Origin of the sequence: Acinetobacter oleivorans DR1, from assembly GCF_000196795.1 — a bacterium.
Classification (GTDB): Bacteria; Pseudomonadota; Gammaproteobacteria; order Pseudomonadales; family Moraxellaceae; genus Acinetobacter; species Acinetobacter oleivorans.
In genome coordinates this window covers 4,119,798-4,139,994 of sequence record NC_014259.1, presented here as the reverse complement: position 1 = coordinate 4,139,994, position 20,197 = coordinate 4,119,798, and the positions used below count along the sequence as shown (strand labels likewise).

16 protein-coding genes, 2 tRNA genes, 1 rRNA gene and 1 pseudogene are annotated in these 20,197 nt (G+C 38.7%); 12 read left to right on the top strand and 8 right to left on the bottom strand.

What is annotated here, in order from left to right; all coding sequences use genetic code 11:
* Positions 1 to 2: 2 nt before the first annotated feature.
* Positions 3 to 1,253 carry a low temperature requirement protein A gene (locus AOLE_RS19480; RefSeq protein WP_013199300.1) on the top strand — a complete coding sequence of 417 codons (1,251 nt, stop codon included), beginning with the start codon at positions 3 to 5 and terminating at the stop codon, positions 1,251 to 1,253.
* A 70-nt stretch (positions 1,254 to 1,323) separates the two neighbouring features.
* Here the strand turns inward: AOLE_RS19480 and mpl are convergent, their stop codons facing one another.
* The gene (gene mpl, locus AOLE_RS19475) at positions 1,324 to 2,697 is read right to left on the bottom strand and encodes a UDP-N-acetylmuramate:L-alanyl-gamma-D-glutamyl-meso-diaminopimelate ligase (RefSeq protein WP_013199299.1); all 1,374 of its coding nucleotides are present in this window, start codon (positions 2,695 to 2,697) and stop codon (positions 1,324 to 1,326) included.
* Between the two features lie 240 nt (positions 2,698 to 2,937).
* Between mpl and AOLE_RS19470 the strand changes: the two genes are divergently transcribed.
* From AOLE_RS19470 to AOLE_RS19455, 4 genes are all read left to right on the top strand, one after another.
* Positions 2,938 to 3,300 carry a DMT family protein gene (locus tag AOLE_RS19470; protein ID WP_023274349.1) on the top strand — a complete coding sequence of 121 codons (363 nt, stop codon included), beginning with the start codon at positions 2,938 to 2,940 and terminating at the stop codon, positions 3,298 to 3,300.
* Positions 3,301 to 3,588: 288 nt separating this feature from the next.
* On the top strand, positions 3,589 to 4,104 hold the full coding sequence (gene purE, locus AOLE_RS19465; RefSeq protein ID WP_002115451.1) for a 5-(carboxyamino)imidazole ribonucleotide mutase: 516 nt from the start codon (positions 3,589 to 3,591) through the stop codon (positions 4,102 to 4,104).
* A 9-nt stretch (positions 4,105 to 4,113) separates the two neighbouring features.
* On the top strand, positions 4,114 to 5,235 hold the full coding sequence (locus tag AOLE_RS19460) for a 5-(carboxyamino)imidazole ribonucleotide synthase (RefSeq protein WP_013199297.1): 1,122 nt from the start codon (positions 4,114 to 4,116) through the stop codon (positions 5,233 to 5,235).
* A gap of 702 nt (positions 5,236 to 5,937) precedes the next feature.
* Positions 5,938 to 7,230 (top strand): lytic murein transglycosylase, encoded by a 1,293-nt coding sequence (locus AOLE_RS19455; RefSeq protein ID WP_013199296.1) that lies wholly within the window; start codon positions 5,938 to 5,940, stop codon positions 7,228 to 7,230.
* Positions 7,231 to 7,293: 63 nt separating this feature from the next.
* Here the strand turns inward: AOLE_RS19455 and AOLE_RS19450 are convergent, their stop codons facing one another.
* The 6 genes and pseudogenes from AOLE_RS19450 to AOLE_RS19425 form a co-directional block, all read right to left on the bottom strand.
* The gene (locus AOLE_RS19450) at positions 7,294 to 7,668 is read right to left on the bottom strand and encodes a hypothetical protein (RefSeq protein ID WP_003656007.1); all 375 of its coding nucleotides are present in this window, start codon (positions 7,666 to 7,668) and stop codon (positions 7,294 to 7,296) included.
* 101 nt (positions 7,669 to 7,769) lie between these two features.
* Positions 7,770 to 8,750: pseudogene (locus AOLE_RS19445) on the bottom strand (M57 family metalloprotease).
* Between the two features lie 111 nt (positions 8,751 to 8,861).
* Positions 8,862 to 9,779 carry a matrixin family metalloprotease gene (locus AOLE_RS19440; protein WP_023274348.1) on the bottom strand — a complete coding sequence of 306 codons (918 nt, stop codon included), beginning with the start codon at positions 9,777 to 9,779 and terminating at the stop codon, positions 8,862 to 8,864.
* A gap of 330 nt (positions 9,780 to 10,109) precedes the next feature.
* A complete protein-coding gene (gene dnaK / locus AOLE_RS19435) occupies positions 10,110 to 12,050 on the bottom strand; it encodes a molecular chaperone DnaK (RefSeq protein ID WP_004795542.1) in 1,941 nt (646 codons plus the stop codon).
* Between the two features lie 118 nt (positions 12,051 to 12,168).
* Positions 12,169 to 12,723, bottom strand: coding sequence for a nucleotide exchange factor GrpE (gene grpE, locus AOLE_RS19430; protein WP_004795539.1), 555 nt, complete (start codon positions 12,721 to 12,723; stop codon positions 12,169 to 12,171).
* Positions 12,724 to 12,886: 163 nt separating this feature from the next.
* Positions 12,887 to 13,780, bottom strand: a complete 894-nt coding sequence (locus tag AOLE_RS19425) for a LysR family transcriptional regulator (RefSeq protein ID WP_013199294.1) — start codon at positions 13,778 to 13,780, stop codon at positions 12,887 to 12,889.
* Positions 13,781 to 13,887: 107 nt separating this feature from the next.
* Between AOLE_RS19425 and AOLE_RS19420 the strand changes: the two genes are divergently transcribed.
* Entirely contained in the window at positions 13,888 to 14,754 is an 867-nt protein-coding gene (locus AOLE_RS19420) for an MBL fold metallo-hydrolase (RefSeq protein ID WP_013199293.1), read from the top strand.
* A 392-nt stretch (positions 14,755 to 15,146) separates the two neighbouring features.
* Positions 15,147 to 15,377, top strand: a complete 231-nt coding sequence (locus AOLE_RS19415) for a hypothetical protein (protein WP_000733015.1) — start codon at positions 15,147 to 15,149, stop codon at positions 15,375 to 15,377.
* Positions 15,378 to 15,543: 166 nt separating this feature from the next.
* On the opposite strand, the gene AOLE_RS19410 is transcribed toward AOLE_RS19415, so the two are convergent.
* Entirely contained in the window at positions 15,544 to 15,912 is a 369-nt protein-coding gene (locus tag AOLE_RS19410; RefSeq protein WP_013199292.1) for a hypothetical protein, read from the bottom strand.
* 211 nt (positions 15,913 to 16,123) lie between these two features.
* Here AOLE_RS19410 and AOLE_RS19405 point away from each other — a divergent pair, with 211 nt between their 5' ends.
* The 5 genes from AOLE_RS19405 (at position 16,124) to AOLE_RS19385 (ending at position 20,128) form a co-directional block, all read left to right on the top strand.
* Entirely contained in the window at positions 16,124 to 17,194 is a 1,071-nt protein-coding gene (locus AOLE_RS19405) for an alpha/beta hydrolase (RefSeq protein WP_013199291.1), read from the top strand.
* Positions 17,195 to 17,343: 149 nt separating this feature from the next.
* Positions 17,344 to 17,895 carry a peptidylprolyl isomerase gene (locus AOLE_RS19400; RefSeq protein WP_013199290.1) on the top strand — a complete coding sequence of 184 codons (552 nt, stop codon included), beginning with the start codon at positions 17,344 to 17,346 and terminating at the stop codon, positions 17,893 to 17,895.
* Between the two features lie 419 nt (positions 17,896 to 18,314).
* Positions 18,315 to 19,861: ribosomal RNA gene (locus AOLE_RS19395) — 16S ribosomal RNA — on the top strand.
* A gap of 59 nt (positions 19,862 to 19,920) precedes the next feature.
* Positions 19,921 to 19,997 (top strand) — tRNA-Ile (locus AOLE_RS19390).
* Positions 19,998 to 20,052: 55 nt separating this feature from the next.
* Positions 20,053 to 20,128 (top strand) — tRNA-Ala (locus AOLE_RS19385).
* Positions 20,129 to 20,197: the final 69 nt, after the last annotated feature.

The window sequence follows — 20,197 nt, the reverse complement described above, 5'->3', positions numbered from 1 at the left end:
TAATGCGTGTTCTGGGCGTTAATATTAAAGTGTTAACGTGTTGGCACTTTATTCGAGAACGTTATTTTATGACTACTCAAGCAAAACAGAAAAAATTAAGTTTGAGGCCCCTATCTCCAAGAGATCCAAAACAGCCGCATAGAGCAGCAACTCCCCTCGAATTATTGTTCGATTTAATTTTTGTGGTCGCGATTGCAACAGCGGGTCAGCAGTTACATCACGCGATTATTGAAAATCACCTCTGGCATGCATTACCAAGCTACCTGATGGTATTTTTTGCGCTGTGGTGGGCATGGATGAATTTTTCGTGGTTTGCTTCAGCTTACGATAACGATGATGCATTGTATCGATGCCTTACCTTTGTACAGATTGTGGGGTCATTGGTGATGGCCGCCGGTATTCCTGATGTATTTCGTAGTCAGGATTTTGACATCATCATTATTGGTTATGTGATTATGCGCATGGCACTGGTTACCCAGTGGTTACGTGCAGCAAAACATGATCCAGAGCGGCGAATTACCGCTTACCGCTATGCGGTAGGTATTGTCTTGGTACAGGTGGGTTGGCTCGTTGCTAATTTTGCGCACATACTTTCAGTTCCTTTATTTTTATTTCTGGTTGCGATGGAGTTATTTATTCCTATCTATGCAGAAAAATATTCACCAACGCCATGGCATCCTCACCACATTGTAGAACGCTATGCCCTCCTCACCATTATTGTTTTGGGCGAATCAATCGTAGGTAGTTTTAATGCCATACGTGATGCGCTTGCGGCTCAATCTATCAATATTCCTGCCGTTTTCTTAATGATTGGTGGATTGATGTTGATGTTCGCAATGTGGTGGGCTTATTTTGACCGTAGTGAACAACATCATCATGTTAAAGGTGTACGCCCATTTGTTTGGGGATACGGCCATTATTTTGTTTTTGTCAGTATTGCTGCGGTGGGTGCAGCGCTTGCCGCCGCTGTGGATGTCACAACCCATCACGCGCATATTTCTGATTTATATATGGGAATAGTCGTTGCGGTGAGTGTGGTGCTCTATACCACCTGTATTTGGATACTTTACGAGTTCCAATGTTTATCTGGAATCACGAAATGGTTTTATCCGATCACCGCGCTCATTATTTTATGTATTCCGTTTATTTGTAATAACGTGGGATATAGCGTTTTTGCGATGGGCATTGTATATAGTTTACGTTTAATCGTTTCTAATAAATTTATGGCCAATATAGAGCCAGAAAAAGTTTAAAAATAATTGATATAAAAAAACGGGTTTCAAATTGAAACCCGTTTTTTTATTGAATCATCTAAAGCGGAAGTTAAGCAGCTTTCGCTTTTAATGCGCTCATGAGTTTTTGATGTAAGCCACCAAAGCCACCGTTAGACATAATCACAACGGCATCGCCCTCACCTGCTTCATTGACAATACGTTCAATAATTTCATCAAGAGAACGGCTTACTTGAGCACGGTTAGAAGCAGCTGCAATCACGGGTTGTAAATCCCAGTCTAAACCTTCTGGCTGGTACCAGATGACATCGTCTGCTAAGCGTGCTGAATGTGCCAAGCCATCTTTATGACTGCCCATACGCATTGTATTTGAACGTGGTTCAATAATGGCCCATAAACGGCGTTCACCTAAGCGTTTACGTGCACCATCTAAAGTGGTGTCAATTGCAGTTGGGTGGTGAGCAAAGTCATCATAAACCTCAATACCATTGACTGTACCGAGTAACTCCATACGACGTTTTACGCCGCCAAAGTTAGACAAAGCTTCACAAGCCGTTTCAAGTGTAACACCTACATGTTGAGCGGCTGCAATCGTTGCCAGAGCATTCGCTACGCTATGTTGTCCGGTCATGGTCCATTTAACTTCACCAGCGGCATTGCCATTTTCGAGTACTTTAAAATGGCTGCCATCAATTGAGATTAATTCGGCAGACAAAGCAGCTTTTTCATTCGCTTCTAGACTTGTACGAATCACTGGTGTCCAGCAACCCATTTCAAGCACTTCATCAATATGAGTTTCAGTAATTGGCGCAATAATACGGCCTTCACTTGGAATGGTACGAACAAGATGATGGAATTGCTTTTGAATCGCTGCTAGGTCATCAAAAATATCGGCATGGTCAAATTCAAGGTTATTTAAAATCGCCGTTTTTGGATGATAATGAACAAACTTAGAACGTTTATCAAAGAAAGCAGAGTCATATTCATCAGCTTCAACGCAGAAGTATTTTCCACCGCCTAAACGAGCGCTTTCACTAAAACCAAGTGGAACACCACCAATTAAAAAGCCCGGATTTAAACCCGCCTGATCAAGTACCCAAGCCAGCATGGTGGTAGTCGTGGTTTTACCATGAGTTCCTGCTACACCAAGCACATGTTTACCTTGTAAAACGTGATCGGCAAGGAACTGAGGACCAGAAATATATGGCAAACCTTCGTTCAGCATATATTCCACGGCATCAATACCACGTTTCATGGCATTTCCGACAATGACTAAGTCTGGATGAGGCTGTAAATGACTGCGGTCATAGCCTTGCATGAGAGTAATGCCTGCGTTTTCTAACTGGGTAGACATTGGTGGGTAAACGTTTGAATCGGAACCGGTTACCTTATGTCCTAAATCACGAGCTAAAAGTGCTAAAGAGCCCATAAAAGTGCCACAAATACCCAAGATATGCAGATGCATTGCTCGCCTTCTCCACTGCTTTTGTACACAATATTCGTATGAATGACTTTGTGTGCATTATTGATAAATTTGCCAGCAACGATAGCAAGGCTAAACTCGAAAAGATAGTCAAAAATCGTTGTTGTTCTATGTGTTTGAGGCCCTAACAAAAGCGCATCTTTATTTTTTCGATTTAAGCTGAATTACAGTTTTATCTTTTATAATGTTTTGTATCTTTAAAATACTTAAATCATCGTAAAGATGAAGGATGTGCCTTTGAGCCCAACGGTTTTAGCTTTTGCACTATTAATTATTTCTAACTGCTTTATGACACTTGCATGGTATGGGCATCTTAAATTTTTGCACCATGCTCCACTTTGGCAAGCGATTTTATTTGGTTGGATTATAGCCCTGCTTGAATATAGTTTTATGATCCCGGCAACTCGTATGCTGAGCGCGCAAGGCTGGTTACTCGGTGAAATGAAAATTACACAGGAAGTGGTCACACTGATTGTGTTCGTACCGTTTATGCTTTTTTTGTTTAAACAACCATTTAAACTGGATTATTTGTGGGCGATGGTATGTTTATTTGGCTGTGTCTACTTCGTATTTAGAAGCCAGTAAGCTGCAATGGCTTGTGAATTAAATGATTTATTCTACTTTGCAATAAGCCATTGCTCTTCCAAATGCCTGTTTATCTTGCAGGATGTTTAAATAATATTAATAAAAATTGAGAATGTGTCCTTGTTAAACCATGACATTTTTTGAAGAGATTAAAAATATTCGCAGAGCTGGTCAGTTAAATTTTCGTGAGATGAAAAATCAGTCTATAATAATGGGCTTCCGAACCATTTAAAACTTGGCTCTCGTCGAGATTTATCTTCTTTTACTTTTGTCTCTGGAACATTAGCAATGAATGCGGCCGCAGCACAAGACGCTCAACCTCTCGTTGGAATTATTATGGGTTCTCAATCCGATTGGGCAACTCTCGAAAACACAGCCAATATGCTTAAACAGCTTGGTGTCCCATTTGAAGCGGAAGTGGTATCTGCTCATCGTACTCCAGACCGTTTATTTGAATACGCAGAAACTGCGCGTGATCGTGGTATTCAAGTAATTATTGCTGGTGCTGGTGGTGCAGCGCATTTACCTGGAATGTGTGCTGCAAAAACTGATTTACCAGTTTTGGGTGTGCCAGTGAAATCATCAATTTTAAATGGCGTAGATTCTTTGCTTTCAATCGTACAAATGCCAGCTGGTATCGCAGTAGGTACTTTAGCGATTGGTCCAGCAGGTGCGACGAATGCTGCAATTATGGCGGCACAAATCTTAGGTTTAACTCGTCCTGAAATCGCAAAAAATGTTGCTGATTTCCGCGCTGCGCAAACTGATAAAGTTGCAAGCAAAAATATTCCGGGTCAGGTTTAAGAGGCTGAGATGGATAAAACTATCGGTATTTTTGGTGGTGGGCAACTGGGTCGAATGATGGCTCAAGCGGCGTTACCATTAAATATTCAGTGTACTTTTTTTGAAGCAAATAGAGATTGTCCAGCAGGTGTTTTAGGCCAAGTCTTTTCTAGCCAAGATGAGCAAGGCTTAAAGCAGTTTATTGAAAGTGCTGATGTTTTTAGTCTTGAGTTTGAAAATACGCCCGTTGAAGATGTAGATGTTTTAACACAAACCAAAGCATTGCACCCTCCCCGTGTTGCTTTAGCAACTGCGCAAAATCGTTTGTCAGAAAAAGCACTGTTTGATGAGCTTACTATTCCTGTTGCGCCGTATCGTGCTGTAGATAGTCTAGAAAGCTTGAAAAAGGCTGTTGCTGAGCTTGGTTTACCGATTGTGCTTAAGACTGCAACTGGTGGATATGACGGTAAAGGTCAGTTTGTACTTCGTTCAGAAGACCAGATTGATACGGCGTGGGCTGAACTTGGTCCTGCAAAAAGTTTAGTTGCCGAAAGCTTTGTTAAATTCTCTCGTGAAGTTTCAATTATTGCGGTGCGCGGCCAAAATGGTGAAGTAAAAACTTGGCCACTGGCTGAAAATCACCATCATAATGGCATTTTATCGCATTCAATTGTTCCAGCACCGAATAGCGAAGCTTTGCAACCTGTGGCTCAAGGCTACATTACTCGTTTGTTGAATCACCTCAACTATGTTGGTGTGTTAACTCTAGAGCTATTTGTGACAGAACAAGGCTTATGTGCAAATGAGATGGCACCACGTGTGCATAACTCAGGTCACTGGTCCATTGAAGGCGCTGTTTGTTCTCAGTTTGAAAACCATATTCGAGCTGTTGCAGGTCTACCATTGGGTTCAACAGACGTTGTTCGCCCAACGGTTATGATCAATATTATTGGTCAGCATCCTAAAACTGAAGATGTACTTGCCTTAAATGGTGCTCATCTACATCTTTATAACAAGTCTGAACGTGCTGGCCGTAAGTTAGGCCATATCACTTTAATGCCTGTGGATAGTAATGAATTGACGAATTTATGCCGTCAATTAGCAGAAATTTTGCCAGAACCACTCGCTTTAACAGCAGATATGACTCTCTAAAGCATTTCTAATTCTAAAAAAAAGCGATCTTCGGATCGCTTTTTTTATCTTTTAAATTTAAAAAATAATAAATCCTGAGTAATTTTTGTTTGTGGATAACTTTTTATAGGAATTTTTGAATTTAAATATTAATGGTATTTTTAAATTTAAAAAGTGAAGCTTGATTGTTTTGAATTTAAAGTTAGTTATCCACAATAGAGTTTGATTTGTAGCTGATGATAGAGTTCATGGTTTTTGAATTCAAAAATTAATGGTGTTTGTTGAAGTGTTTTAAATTTAAAATAACGCGGTAAGTTTGAATTTAAATTATTGCGTGATTTTTGAATTTAAAAAGATACATTGTTCGGTTGCTTAGACTTCTTATGTCGTAAAGAATAATGAAATATAGAATGGAATCAATAAATAGTGCTGTTTTTGCTCGATTGTGGATAAGTTTATCCACAGAAACGCCTGCATTATAGTTTAAATTTAAAGTAAGACTTTTGAATTTAAACTATGCGCTATTGTTTTGAATTCAAAACTGGTGATGCACATCGGGGAAGTTTTAAATTTAAAATAAAGTGGGAAATTTGAATTTAAAACACTGAAAATGAATTTAAAGAAGAGATTATGAATTCAAATTTACGTTTTCTCTCTGAAATTTTAGACTCATAATGGTATGGTACTTAAAAATTTAAATTCAAAAATTGAAACTGGGATAATATGCGACGTTTTTCTTGTATTGTTGGCTCTGTATTTTTAGCAATGACTCAGGCTCAAGCAGAGCTCGTAATTAATGGTTCTACAATATCTAGCAATGCTACTGTTCCAGTAGTAACTAGCGAAGATTATACGCCTAATAATAATTTCCAAAGTTGTTTGGCAAATTTACGTTCTCAAGCAATTGCTGCGGGAGTCTCGGGAGCAACTTATGACCGTTATACTCAAAACTTAACTCCAGATTATTCAGTTATTGATAAATTAAACTATCAACCAGAATTTTCGACACCAATTTGGGATTATCTTTCTGGCTTAGTCGATGAAGAGCGTGTTGAGCTTGGAAAACAAAAACTGGCGCAACATCGCGATGTTTTAAATCGTGCTTCTCAAACTTACGGCGTGCCACCAGAAACAATCGTGGCAGTGTGGGGGGTAGAAAGTAATTTTGGTGATATTTCTGGAAAATATCCTTTATTACAAGCGCTCGGAACTTTAAGTTGTGAAGGTCGTCGACAAAGTTATTTCCGTACTGAATTTTTTGCCACCATGCGTATTTTACAGCGCGGTGATTTAACCGAAGATCAACTGAAAGGTTCTTGGGCTGGGGCATTTGGACATACGCAATTTATGCCATCGACCTATGAACGTTTAGCTGTTGATTTTGATGGAGATGGTCGTCGCGATTTAGTATCAAGTACTGCAGATGCATTAGCATCAACGGCTAATTTCTTAAATAAAGCTGGTTGGCAAACAGGAATGCCATGGGGTTTTGAAGTAAAAGTTCCTCAAGGCATGTCAATTGATGGAGAAGGGCGACGCTCAAAGAAAGCATTAAGTAGCTGGAGTGCACGAGGGGTAACTCGAATTGACGGCTCTCCACTTGTTCAAGGGCCTTTATCTGGCAGTACGTCGGCAGGTTTAATGGCACCGGCAGGTGTAAATGGTCCAGTATTTTTAGTATTTAAGAATTTTGATGCTATCTACAGTTATAACGCAGCGGAAAGTTATGGTCTTGCCATTGCCCATCTATCTGATCGTTTAAAAGGCGCTCGTCCTTTTGCAACCTCTTGGCCAACTGATGATCCAGGAACTTCACGCGCTGAACGTCGTGAAATCCAACAGTTTTTGATTAATCGCGGCTACGATATTGGTGCAGTTGATGGTCTTATTGGGGATAAAACCCGTGTAGCTATTCGTCAGGAGCAAACTCGTTTAGGTTTAAATCCATCAGGACGAGCAGGGCAACAAATCTTACGCGCATTTCGCCAAGAACAAGCCCAAAAAATGATGCAATAAAATGAAGATATAAAAAAGGTCTGCATGTGCAGACCTTTTTTTATAAGTATTTGTATTAGATTGCTAATCTAATTTTACCGCTTCCAAAATATCAAAAATAACTGAAGTCACATCTTGGCTTAAATCTCGATCATTAAAGATTTCATACGCTGTGATCGTAACATCTGTATCACTTGGTAATTGCTTTTGTTCTTCTTCAATTAAATGTTCAATCGGTAATAGAGTCTGTTTCACTTCAAGATGTAGAATATCTTTATATTCGATATTTTCATCTTCAAGCTCGATTTCATGCTCATTGAAAAAGGGAATTAGAATAGAATGGAGGTATGGTTTAATTTCAATAATATCAAACAGTTCAATATCACGTGTTTGTTCAATTGTGCTGATATGATCATTTACTTCAATCAGGATATGATAGTAACTCATCTTGATCTCCATTCTATTTTAGTTAGCTCTTATGACCACAATAACATGACTTTGATATGAATTTCGATGTATCTACCTAGAAATAGATACATCATTTTATATCAAGTCCTTAATTATTGAGGTAAAGCACTTAATAGATCACGATCAGCATCTGTAAGACCAGTGACTTTTCTGTCACCATCTTTACGTACTGAGTACATTAATGCATTTGGTTGATCGCTATGTTTTAAACCAAGCGCATGTCCTAACTCATGAGCAATTGTTAAACGTAAATCATCAATAGACTTAAACTCATAAATCACAATTTGCTTGCCATTATAAATACCTTTTTTAAAGACATCAGCTTGGGCATTTTGCTTAAATTGGGTCAATGAATTGTTGAACTCATTGTTAATCTGATTAAAGTGAGTAACTTTGACATTTAAATCTTTAGCTTGCTCATTATATGCAGCAATTTCTTTCTTTAAAGCAACAGTTTGTTTTTGCAAATCTTTCTGAGTTTTAGCCAAAGATTTAGCACTGTATTCAGGTGCTAATTTGCCTTGGTTAAGCTGCATCATTTGCTCGTCAAGATTTTTCAATTTGCCATTCAAAATCTGCTTCTTATTTTCAAGATCAGATTGAGTTTGGCCAAGAGTTTGTTTCAATTGCTTAATTTGTTGCTGTTCATCAATTACACGTTGCTGTTCTTGCTGAAACTGAGCAGCAATTTTTTGACGCTGTTCAGAACGACTCTGGCTATTATCGTAAACTAAACGAATTTCTAACTTTGCATTTGGATCATAAGTAAAATAATCCTGTCCAGTACCTTGCTTCCAAATGTCCGCAGCTTGTTGGCTAATTTGAATTAATTGGTCTTGGCTTAAACCAAAACGTGGATCAATATCAGCAATTTTGTAAGTCAAATGTTGACCTGCTTTTTGCTGAATTTGAGTGTGAGCTGGAGTAGCAAGATTAGCATTAGCCTGAAAATTAGAAAAAGCAAAGGCTACGCCTAATAACAAAGATGTTAAACGCATAATTGAAGGGGGGAGATTTTAAAAAAAACGTATTATAAGAATATAAAGTGAAAAATCAATCAAAAAACGTACGATTCAAATAAATAAATGAGACTTTAGTCTCATTATTTTTTACCAAATGCCAAATTATTTTTTAGAAAAAATTCATTTAGTTTGGTTTTATTTAGTTTTTTTAATTATTTAACTTTAATGATTTTCCTTAATTGAACTATAAATTGAGCCTAATAACTCTAAATCTGAATTTGTTAATTTGAAATTATGGATATCTTGCTCTTTTAATCGTGGATACATTAATGATTTAGGATCAGTAGTATGTTTTAGTCCTAATGCATGGCCAAACTCATGAGCAAGGGTTAAACGTAAATCATTTAAAGAAGCGTAACCGTAAATTTGAATTTGGTTTTGGCTGAATAAGCCTTTATGGAAGGGTTGAATACTGGCTTTTTGTTCAAGTTTGAATCGTGTTTTTAGAGAGCTTAAATCATTTTGCTCTTGATTGAACTCCCTAATTTTTAGATTAAGTAGTTGAATTTTATAATTTAAACTATTTGATTCGTTTTGTAGATTTCTAGATTTTTGCTGGAGTTGATTTTGCTGCTCTTTTAGCTCATCGGCACGATAGTATCGATGTTCTCCTTGGTTAAAGCGTATTACGTCTTGTTCATATTGCTCAAACTCAGCTTTCAGATTGATCTTTCTTTTGTTTAAATCAGACGATAGCTGATCAATCTCTTGTTTATTTAAAATAATTTCTTCATTTTTAAGACGCCATACTTCCTGCTTTTGCAAAAGTGCATCCAAATTTACCTGTTGCTCGCTTTTCATCAGCTGATGATCATCATAAATTAAGTTAATTACCAACTGAGCTTCTGAATCATAGATAAAATAGGTTTTTCCAGTCTCTTTATGCCAGATTTCAGCAGCTTGTTGGCTAATCTCAACTAATTTTTCTCGAGTTAATTGAAACCGTGGATCAATAAAAGCAATTCGATACCTTAAAGGTTGATTAGAGGAACCCATTGCTAAATTATTTTGAGCAAAGCTCGTCGTTTGAAAGCCTATGCATAAACATAAGCTTAATCCCCACCATAGAAATGTTTTCATGGCAAAATAAAAATATAAATAAAATCTTATTGTTAGCTACTTAATTTAATTCGTCAAAATGATAAAAAGTACAGGAGAGTGGGAGAGCTTTGTGATCTTGGTAGAAAAATTTAAAAAGATGTTTTTAGACTTGGCAATAATGGAATAATTAATGTAATAAGTAACAATGTATTTTAGTTTAGAAAATCTTTTTTATAATGAATACATTAGTTTTTATAATTGACCTTTTTGACATTAAATAATTTAAAAATATATGAAAAAACGTATTGTTATTTTTTGTAAATAATAAAAAACCGCGCCTAAGCGCGGTTTTTTTATTAAAGAAACAAATTATTTTTTGTCATCTTTAACTTCAGTGAACTCAGCATCTACAACGCCATCATCAGCTTTTTGTTGACCAGCATCGCCACCTTGGAATGCATTTGGATCAAAGCCTTCTGCGCCACCAGCTTGTTGCGCTTGTTCATAAGCACGTTGAGTGATAGGCATCAAGATGTTTTGTAAAGCTTCAGTTTTAGCTTTGATATCTTCAACATCATTTTCTTTTGTTGCTGCTTCAAGTTCAGAAACGGCAGTGCTTACAGCTGTTTTTTCATCTTCAGTAACTTTGTCACCAAGATCTTTAACTGCTTTGTTCGAGCTTGAAATTAATGCATCAGCTTCGTTACGAGCTTTTGCAAGTTCTTCAAACTTACGATCTTCTTCAGCATTCGCTTCTGCATCTTTAATCATTGCTTCGATTTCAGCATCAGACAAACCTGAGTTTGCTTTAATCTGGATCGATTGCTCTTTACCAGTGCTCTTATCTTTAGCAGATACTTTCAAGATACCATCAGCATTGATGTCGAAAGATACTTCAATTTGTGGCACACCGCGTGGAGCAGGCGGAATGTCACCTAATTGGAAGTTACCCAACAATTTGTTTTGTTGAGCCATCTTACGTTCACCTTGGTAAACAGAAATATCTACAGCAGGCTGGTTGTCAGCAGCAGTAGAGAACACTTGTGATTTCTTCGCAGGAATCGTCGTGTTTTTCTCAATGATTGGTGTTAATACACCACCCATTGTTTCAATACCTAAAGTTAATGGTGTTACGTCTAATAAAAGAACGTCAGTTTTGTCACCAGACAATACTGCACCTTGAATCGCAGCACCGATTGCAACTGCTTCGTCAGGGTTCACGTCTTTACGTGGCTCTTTACCAAAGAATTCTTGTACTTTTTGTTGTACAAGTGGCATACGAGACTGACCACCAACCAAGATTACGTCAGAGATGTCAGAAGTCGAAAGACCAGCATCTTTAAGCGCGATACGGCAAGGCTCAATTGTACGAGCAACTAAATCAGCAACTAAACCTTCAAGTTTTGCACGTGTTACATTGATCACTAAGTGTTTAGGACCAGTTGCATCGGCAGTGATATATGGAAGGTTAATTTCAGTTGCATTTGATGAAGAAAGCTCAATTTTTGCTTTTTCAGCAGCTTCTTTCAAACGTTGTAACGCAAGTGGATCATTTTTCAAGTTCACACTTTGTTCTTTCTTAAATTCTTCAACCAAGAATTCAATCAATGCGTTATCAAAGTCTTCACCACCAAGGAAAGTATCACCGTTTGTTGATAACACTTCGATTTGTTGGTCACCATCAAGGTCTGCGATTTCAATGATTGATACGTCAAAAGTACCACCACCTAAGTCGTAAACTGCAACTTTACGATCGCCTTCTTTTTTGTCCATACCGAACGCAAGTGCAGCAGCAGTTGGTTCGTTAATGATACGTTTAACGTCTAAGCCAGCGATTTTACCAGCATCTTTAGTTGCTTGACGTTGAGCATCGTTAAAGTAAGCAGGAACGGTAATAACTGCTTCTGTAACTGTTTCACCTAAATAGTCTTCTGCAGTTTTTTTCATCTTTTTCAAGATTTCAGCAGAGATCTGTTGAGGTGCTAATTTTTTGTCGTTTACTTCAACCCAAGCATCACCATTGTCAGCTTTGATGATTTTGTAAGGTACAAGACCGATATCTTTTTGTACCGCTTGGTCTTCATAACGACGACCAATTAAACGCTTAATAGCGAATAATGTATTTTTCGGGTTAGTTACTGCCTGACGCTTAGCACTTTGACCTACTAAGATCTCGCCATCTTTATAAGCGATGATCGATGGAGTTGTACGTGCGCCTTCAGCGTTTTCGATTACTTTTACTTTATCGCCTTCAAGTACAGCAACGCATGAGTTGGTAGTACCTAAGTCAATACCAATAATTTTTGCCATGTGACGTTTTCCTCAAAAATTCTTTTGCAATGTTTTTGCTTGTTATCCGATATGAGAGTGAATCTATTTTTTTCAAGCGTTTTAGCTAAAAAAAATCTAAAAACTCTCAAAAATTTACTTATTGACCAACCATAACCATAGCAGGGCGCAATAAGCGGCCATTTAACGTATAGCCTTTTTGTAAAACAGTACCGATTTCATTTGCTTTAGCATTAGGATCAATACCTACTGCTTGATGTAAATCTGCATTGAAACCATTTTTAGTATCAGCTTCTACAACGCCAAATTTTTCAAGCGCAGTTAACAGTGACTTTAAGGTTAATTTGATACCTTCAAGTACTGGTGTTTCTTCATCACCCGCTGCTTGAATTGCGCGCTCTAGATTGTCTACAGAATCAAGTAATTCTTTGGCAAATTTTTCAAGCACAGTTTCTTTATGCTTGTCAGATTCACGTTGAATACGCTCTACACTTTTTTGTGCTTCGTAAACAGCATTTGCTGTACGTGCCTTTTCAAGTTTCAGGCTTTCTTCTAATTTGGTGATTTGCGCTTGTAAAGATTCAACGGTAACGTCGTTTGCTTGCTCTACACCTTCAGCCTGAGTTTGCTCATTAGATTGCTCTGCTTGCTCGTGTTGAATGTCTTGAGCTTGCTCGTTTTGCTCATTAGCCATTGATGATCTCCGTTTAAATGGGTTTTTAAACATGTACAGTCCTTATTGGCATCAGCATTTACTGGGTAAAACCTGAACTGCCATGCATATGCTGTAATTCATTAATAGGGATGAAGTATGGGCATTGCCTAAAAATTCAAGCGTACACGGCAATTTAAAACTTTTAATTTTGCGGTTTTAAGTAAAAATCTAAATTTTCGATCATAAAAGCAATAAATTCCTGCGTTATTTTGGGTAAATGTTGTCTCGATGCATATACCACTGACAAACTTAATTCAGGAGCTGAAAAGTTTTTAAATAAAGGAACTAATCTTTTTTCTTTTAAATCTTTTTTAATTAATAGTGAAGGCAACATTGCCACACCTTGGGCATGTACACACATATCATAAACAGCATTTACATCATTACTTTTAAAGGTCACGTTTAAAGGATAATTCTGGGGTTGTTGCTCTTCATCAAAAAGTGTCCAAAATTGATGTTGGCTATGGTGAGCTAAACATTCATGTTGAATAAGTTGCCTTGGATGGGAGAGGGGGCTGTGCTGTTTTAAATAATCAGGATGTGCACAGAAAACGGACTCGATTTGGCAAACAGGTCGTGCAATTAAACCATCTGCAACTTTTTGGGTTATACGTAAAGCTAGATCGACCTGAGCATCAATTAAGTCCATCGTATTTTCAGTCAGATATACATCAAATTGAATATGTGGATGTTGCTCTTTAAATTGGCGAATACATTCCCCAACCCCTAATTGAAATAAAAACAAACCGCAGGTAAAGCGAATCGTACCGTTATGTTGCTCAGGTGCGGCTAACTCTTGTAGAAGTTGCTGTTGTTGTAAAATATTTTCGCAGTAGAGGAGGGCTTTTTCACCTGCTGGCGTGAGAGATATTTTTCGTGTATTTCTTTGAAATAGTCGAGTCGAGAATGTGTGTTCAAGATGCTCAAGATAACGAGAAACCATCGCACGGGAATAATTCAGATGTTCTGCGGCTTTGGTTAAATTGCCATGCTGAGCAATAGAAACAAAGACTTGTATGGCTTTTAATGTGTCCATATGCATTATCATTATTACAATATATGCAACAGTTTATCTTAATTTAGTGCATTTACCTTACAGAAATTGCAATTTAAAGTATTTCTCATGAAATTGGAGAATACATAATGAAATTTTTTAAATTAACTGCTTCAGCCCTAGCAACTGCTACCGCTTTAATAGTAACTTCCTCAGCTTTTGCACAAGATCTAAAAATCCAAAGTTTTCTGGCTAAGCCCGAACATTTTGGTGTGACGTCTACTTTAATTGAAGGTGATAAAGAAGTTCTATTGGTTAATGCGCAATTCTCAAAATCTGAAGCATTACGTATTGCTGCCGATATTCTCGATAGCGGAAAAACGCTAAAAACAATTTTCGTAAGCTATGGCGATCCAGACTATTACTTTGGCTTAGACGTATTTAAACAATACTTCCCAAATGTACAAATCATCGCAACGCCAGAAACTGTTAAACATATTCAAGATACTCAAGCGCTCAAAGTGAAGTATTGGGGTCCACAAATGGGTGCAAATGCGCCTAGCCAAATTATTGTGCCTCAAGCTTATACTGCTAAAACTTTGAAGCTAGAGAATGAGTCAATCGAGATTAAAGGTAAGAAAGAACTCACTTATTTATGGATTCCTTCTTCTAAGGCAGTAGTAGGTGGTATTCCGGTATCTTCAGGTATTCATTTATGGATGGCAGATACACCAAAAGTTAAAGACCGCAATGAAGTAATTCAAACGCTAGAAAACATTAAAGCACTTCAACCTCAGACAGTTGTTCCTGCCCATATGGTTGAGGGAGCTCCACAAGGTTTGGATGCGGTTAACTTTTCGATCGACTATCTCAAGAGCTATGAGAAAGCCGTTAAAGTAAGTAAAAATGCGAGTGAGCTAAGTCAGCTCATGCAAAAACAATATCCAACATTAAAAAGTGTGGATAGCCTAGAGCTGGGTGCAAAAGTTGTAAAAGGCGAGATGCAGTGGCCGTAATTTAAATCGAAATAACGTAAATTTTTAGAGAAGCTGTGGTTTATACCCGGCTTTTTTTAATGGGAAGAGGAGTTTTTAAGCAAAAAACCTCTGTAACATTCTACGCACCTTATATAGCGTTTCTATAAAGAGAATTTTTTTGAGTAGAGCAAAAGGCTCAGATAAAAATTAAAAATTGATAAAATTAAACAAAAGCTTAAGTTGCTAGTTTTATATAAAAGATAGAGCTAAGAGTAAGGAAGCGAATTTAATAAAAAATTGCACAATTTGTACTTCTATTACTACAAAAGACAACCAATGATACGCACGCCAGAAAAAAAAATTGTGAATTATAGGCAGCGCGAAGATGATCTTTGCATTTAAGTGTTTGTCGTAATGAAAGGAAAGCGATTATGAAAAAATTAGGTCTTATCTCTGTAGTACTTGCTGGTGTTGCTTTTACAGCTGTTGGTTGTGCATCTGAAGCTGGTTTAAACGCATCAGGTTCTGCTCAAACAAGTGCTAGCCCATCTGGCGTACAAGCTGGTGTAGGTGTTGATGCGGGCGTTTCTGGCCAAGCACAACCAGGTCAAGTTGATGCTGGCGCTTCTGGTTCTGTTTCAGGTTCTGCAACAGCTCAGTAATTCTTAGTGATAAGAATAGTTAAAAGATTATAGAGTCATATATTTAAGATGCCGATTTATGTATGAAGTGAGCTGCTACTCATTACTCTATAATTAAGAGAGTTTAGAATTCTCAAAAAAGCCCCAAAAGACGTAGCTTATTGGGGCTTTTTATATAGTAATGAATTTAGTCATCATGACGAGAATCTCGACGATTATGGTCACGATCTTCTACCCGTTTTTTATCCCACTCGTGGCGTCTTTTATCGTCATCACGGTGTTTCTTATCTTCGTCATGGCGTCTTTTATCCCATTCATGACGATTTCGATCCTGTTCGCGAGCAACTCTTCGTTGTTGTTCATATATTCTTTGACGTTCTTCCCAGCGTCTTCGTTCCCAATCGTTATATCGACGTCCATCATTGCGATTATAGCGATTACTATCATGATTATGGTAACCATAACCACCACGATAAGAAGGGTCGTCCGTATAAGCCACACAGCCTACAGTTAAAAGACTGGTTGCTAATAAAGTAACAACTAGTTTTGTTGACATAATCGTACCTCTTTTTGTCTGTTAACAATAATTGGCAAAAAAGTCCTGTTTTAAGTGACAGATTTGTTAATGACATTTGCTTGAAATCAGATTAGCGTAATTTGGGTTTTACCTTTGTATCTTGATTACATGAGTTGTATGCGAATATAGTCAAATAACAACAGAATTCTGTAGAAAATATGAAGGATAAGAGGGATTCATGGAGATAGGCATGACAGCATTTAATCAAAAAATTCAAACATTGCTAGATAAGGGCCAAGGGCCTGCTGCTCGAGCTCTTGATAAGTTACCTCGATTAGCTCAAGAATCACTTGCTAAAATTCTTGGATATTCGTACCAATATCCAGATCTCGACTCATTTACTAAATGTATGATGGCTGTACAAATTAAACAGGGTCGTATCGGTTTCATTGGTTCAGACCCAATTGAATCTAGAAGGCAGTTCGATACGCAAATGCTGGCTATACGCCACAAGTCAACAGAGATTGACTTGGTAGAAGATATCCGTTTACCACTCCAAAGTGGAACCGTTTTTGCGAGACACTATCATCCAGCACCGAATAAAAAACTACCTCTTATTGTTTTCTATCATGGAGGAGGATTTGTTGTTGGTGGTTTAGATACTCATGATGAGGTTTGTCGTATATTGGCAAAATATGCAAAAGTCCAAGTACTCAGTATCGATTACCCTCTAGCACCTGAGGTTTCTCCTCAGCATTTAATCCAATCTTGTGAAGATGCTTTAGCTTGGGTATATCAAAATCGTAGACAGTTAAAAATATTAAAAGGTCGAATTGCGGTAGCGGGGGATAGTGCTGGTGGAAACATCAGTACAGTCGTGGCTCAAAGATCAGTAAATAAACCTTATGCTCCTCAAGCCCAACTTCTTATTTACCCTGCCGTCGATTTCAAGAGTCGACATCCTTCCTTCTATGCATATAACGAAGGATTGGTTTTAACGGATAACGATATCAATAATGTCACTCAATATTATGCAACCCAGCATAACGTAGAACTAGATGATCCAATTATTTCTCCAACTTATGGCAACTTGAAGAAGAATCCTCCGGCTTTTGTGATTACTGCTGGGCATGATGTATTACATGATGAAGGCAAAATTTATAGCTATAAGCTACGCCAAAATGGTGTCAAAATGCATTATGAAGAATATTCAGATCAAACTCATGGTTTTATAAATTTGACGCCTATTTCCAAAAAAGCCAAACGGTACACCATTGAGTTCAGTAAAAACTTTAGAAAATTTTGGGATAAAAATAGCTAAATAAAAGTTTGGTCCATGTTTCACGTGGAACATGGGCACATCCAAAATATTAGGCCTTAAATAAAAGATAATAAATACTCACTAGAATTCTTTTATATAGACGATTAAATTTAACCTCTATTAAGTTTTGCATTTTACTGTAGGAAGATATGAAAAAATTATTAATGCTATGTTGCTTAGGTCTAAGCAGTCATTCAGTTTGGGCTGACACTTTAGTTGAAATGCAAACAAATTTAGGCAACATAGAAATACAACTTTATGACGAGAAAGCCCCAATCAGCGTAAAGAATTTTAAAACCTATATAAAGTCGAACTTTTATAAAGATACGATCTTCCATCGCGTAATTCCTGGTTTCATGGTGCAGGGCGGTGGACTTACTGCAAATATGCAGGAAAAGACAACCCGAGCACCAATCAAAAACGAAGCTGGAAATGGAATTGCTAACACCCGCGGAACTTTAGCAATGGCTCGTACTGCAAATCCAGACTCTGCTACTAGTCAATTCTTTATTAATGTCGCAGATAACAGTTTTCTAAATCGCTCGGCTGGTAACCCAGGTTATGCAGTTTTCGGAAAAGTAATTAAAGGAATGGATGTGGTTGACCGTATTGTAAAGGTACCTACAACCAATGATGGCATGCATCAGAACATTCCTAAACAACCTATTAAGATACTAGAAGTGAAAATCAAAAAAGAATGAAAATAAATGATTTAATATTTGTTGTTAATTATCAATAGCTTGATTGATTATTTTGGTTTTTTTGATTTTTGGTTGGGTAAAAAAGAGTCGGTCAAACACATATATTTAGAAAAGTGCTTGCGTACCAGTTTTTTTCCCCTATAATGCACTCATCCCGACGCGATACACGAGAATATCTTAGCTTACAGGGTTAAGATGAAAACTTAGTATTGCGTTGAATTCTGTCTCTGACGAAGAGCAGAAAAATCATTAAGAGAATTGAAGAACAACTTGTGTGGATTTTTACTGATTGATTAATCGAAATATTATCATTGATTGATTGGTTTAAATTACTCGAAGTTTATTTGAGCGAAATTTAAGTCAGAAAATTGATGAGCCAGAATTGGCACCTTGTCTTTAATAAGGTGCAAAATGATTTTTAACTGAAGAGTTTGATCATGGCTCAGATTGAACGCTGGCGGCAGGCTTAACACATGCAAGTCGAGCGGAGAGAGGTAGCTTGCTACTGATCTTAGCGGCGGACGGGTGAGTAATGCTTAGGAATCTGCCTATTAGTGGGGGACAACATTTCGAAAGGAATGCTAATACCGCATACGTCCTACGGGAGAAAGCAGGGGATCTTCGGACCTTGCGCTAATAGATGAGCCTAAGTCGGATTAGCTAGTTGGTGGGGTAAAGGCCTACCAAGGCGACGATCTGTAGCGGGTCTGAGAGGATGATCCGCCACACTGGGACTGAGACACGGCCCAGACTCCTACGGGAGGCAGCAGTGGGGAATATTGGACAATGGGCGGAAGCCTGATCCAGCCATGCCGCGTGTGTGAAGAAGGCCTTATGGTTGTAAAGCACTTTAAGCGAGGAGGAGGCTACTTTAGTTAATACCTAGAGATAGTGGACGTTACTCGCAGAATAAGCACCGGCTAACTCTGTGCCAGCAGCCGCGGTAATACAGAGGGTGCAAGCGTTAATCGGATTTACTGGGCGTAAAGCGCGCGTAGGCGGGCTAATTAAGTCAAATGGTGAAATCCCCGAGCTTAACTTGGGAATTGCATTCGATACTGGTTTAGCTAGAGTGTGGGAGAGGATGGTAGAATTCCAGGTGGTAGCGGGTGAAATGGCGTAGAGAGATCTGGAGGAAATACCGATGGCGAAGGCAGCCATCTGGCCTAACACTGACGCTGAGGTGCGAAAGCATGGGGAGCAAACAGGATTAGATACCCTGGTAGTCCATGCCGTAAACGATGTCTACTAGCCGTTGGGGCCTTTGAGGCTTTAGTGGCGCAGCTAACGCGATAAGTAGACCGCCTGGGGAGTACGGTCGCAAGACTAAAACTCAAATGAATTGACGGGGGCCCGCACAAGCGGTGGAGCATGTGGTTTAATTCGATGCAACGCGAAGAACCTTACCTGGCCTTGACATAGTAAGAACTTTCCAGAGATGGATTGGTGCCTTCGGGAACTTACATACAGGTGCTGCATGGCTGTCGTCAGCTCGTGTCGTGAGATGTTGGGTTAAGTCCCGCAACGAGCGCAACCCTTTTCCTTATTTGCCAGCGAGTAATGTCGGGAACTTTAAGGATACTGCCAGTGACAAACTGGAGGAAGGCGGGGACGACGTCAAGTCATCATGGCCCTTACGGCCAGGGCTACACACGTGCTACAATGGTCGGTACAAAGGGTTGCTACCTAGCGATAGGATGCTAATCTCAAAAAGCCGATCGTAGTCCGGATTGGAGTCTGCAACTCGACTCCATGAAGTCGGAATCGCTAGTAATCGCGGATCAGAATGCCGCGGTGAATACGTTCCCGGGCCTTGTACACACCGCCCGTCACACCATGGGAGTTTGTTGCACCAGAAGTAGCTAGCCTAACTGCAAAGAGGGCGGTTACCACGGTGTGGCCGATGACTGGGGTGAAGTCGTAACAAGGTAGCCGTAGGGGAACCTGCGGCTGGATCACCTCCTTAACGAAAGATTGACGATTGGTAAGAATCCACAACAAGTTGTTCTTCATAGATGTATCTGAGGGTCTGTAGCTCAGTTGGTTAGAGCACACGCTTGATAAGCGTGGGGTCACAAGTTCAAGTCTTGTCAGACCCACCATGACTTTGACTGGTTGAAGTTATAGATAAAAGATACATGACTGATGATGTAAGCTGGGGACTTAGCTTAGTTGGTAGAGCGCCTGCTTTGCACGCAGGAGGTCAGGAGTTCGACTCTCCTAGTCTCCACCAGAACTTAAGAGAAGTTCGGATTACAGAAATTAGTAAATAGAGATTTAGATCTTAGTTTATTAACTTCTG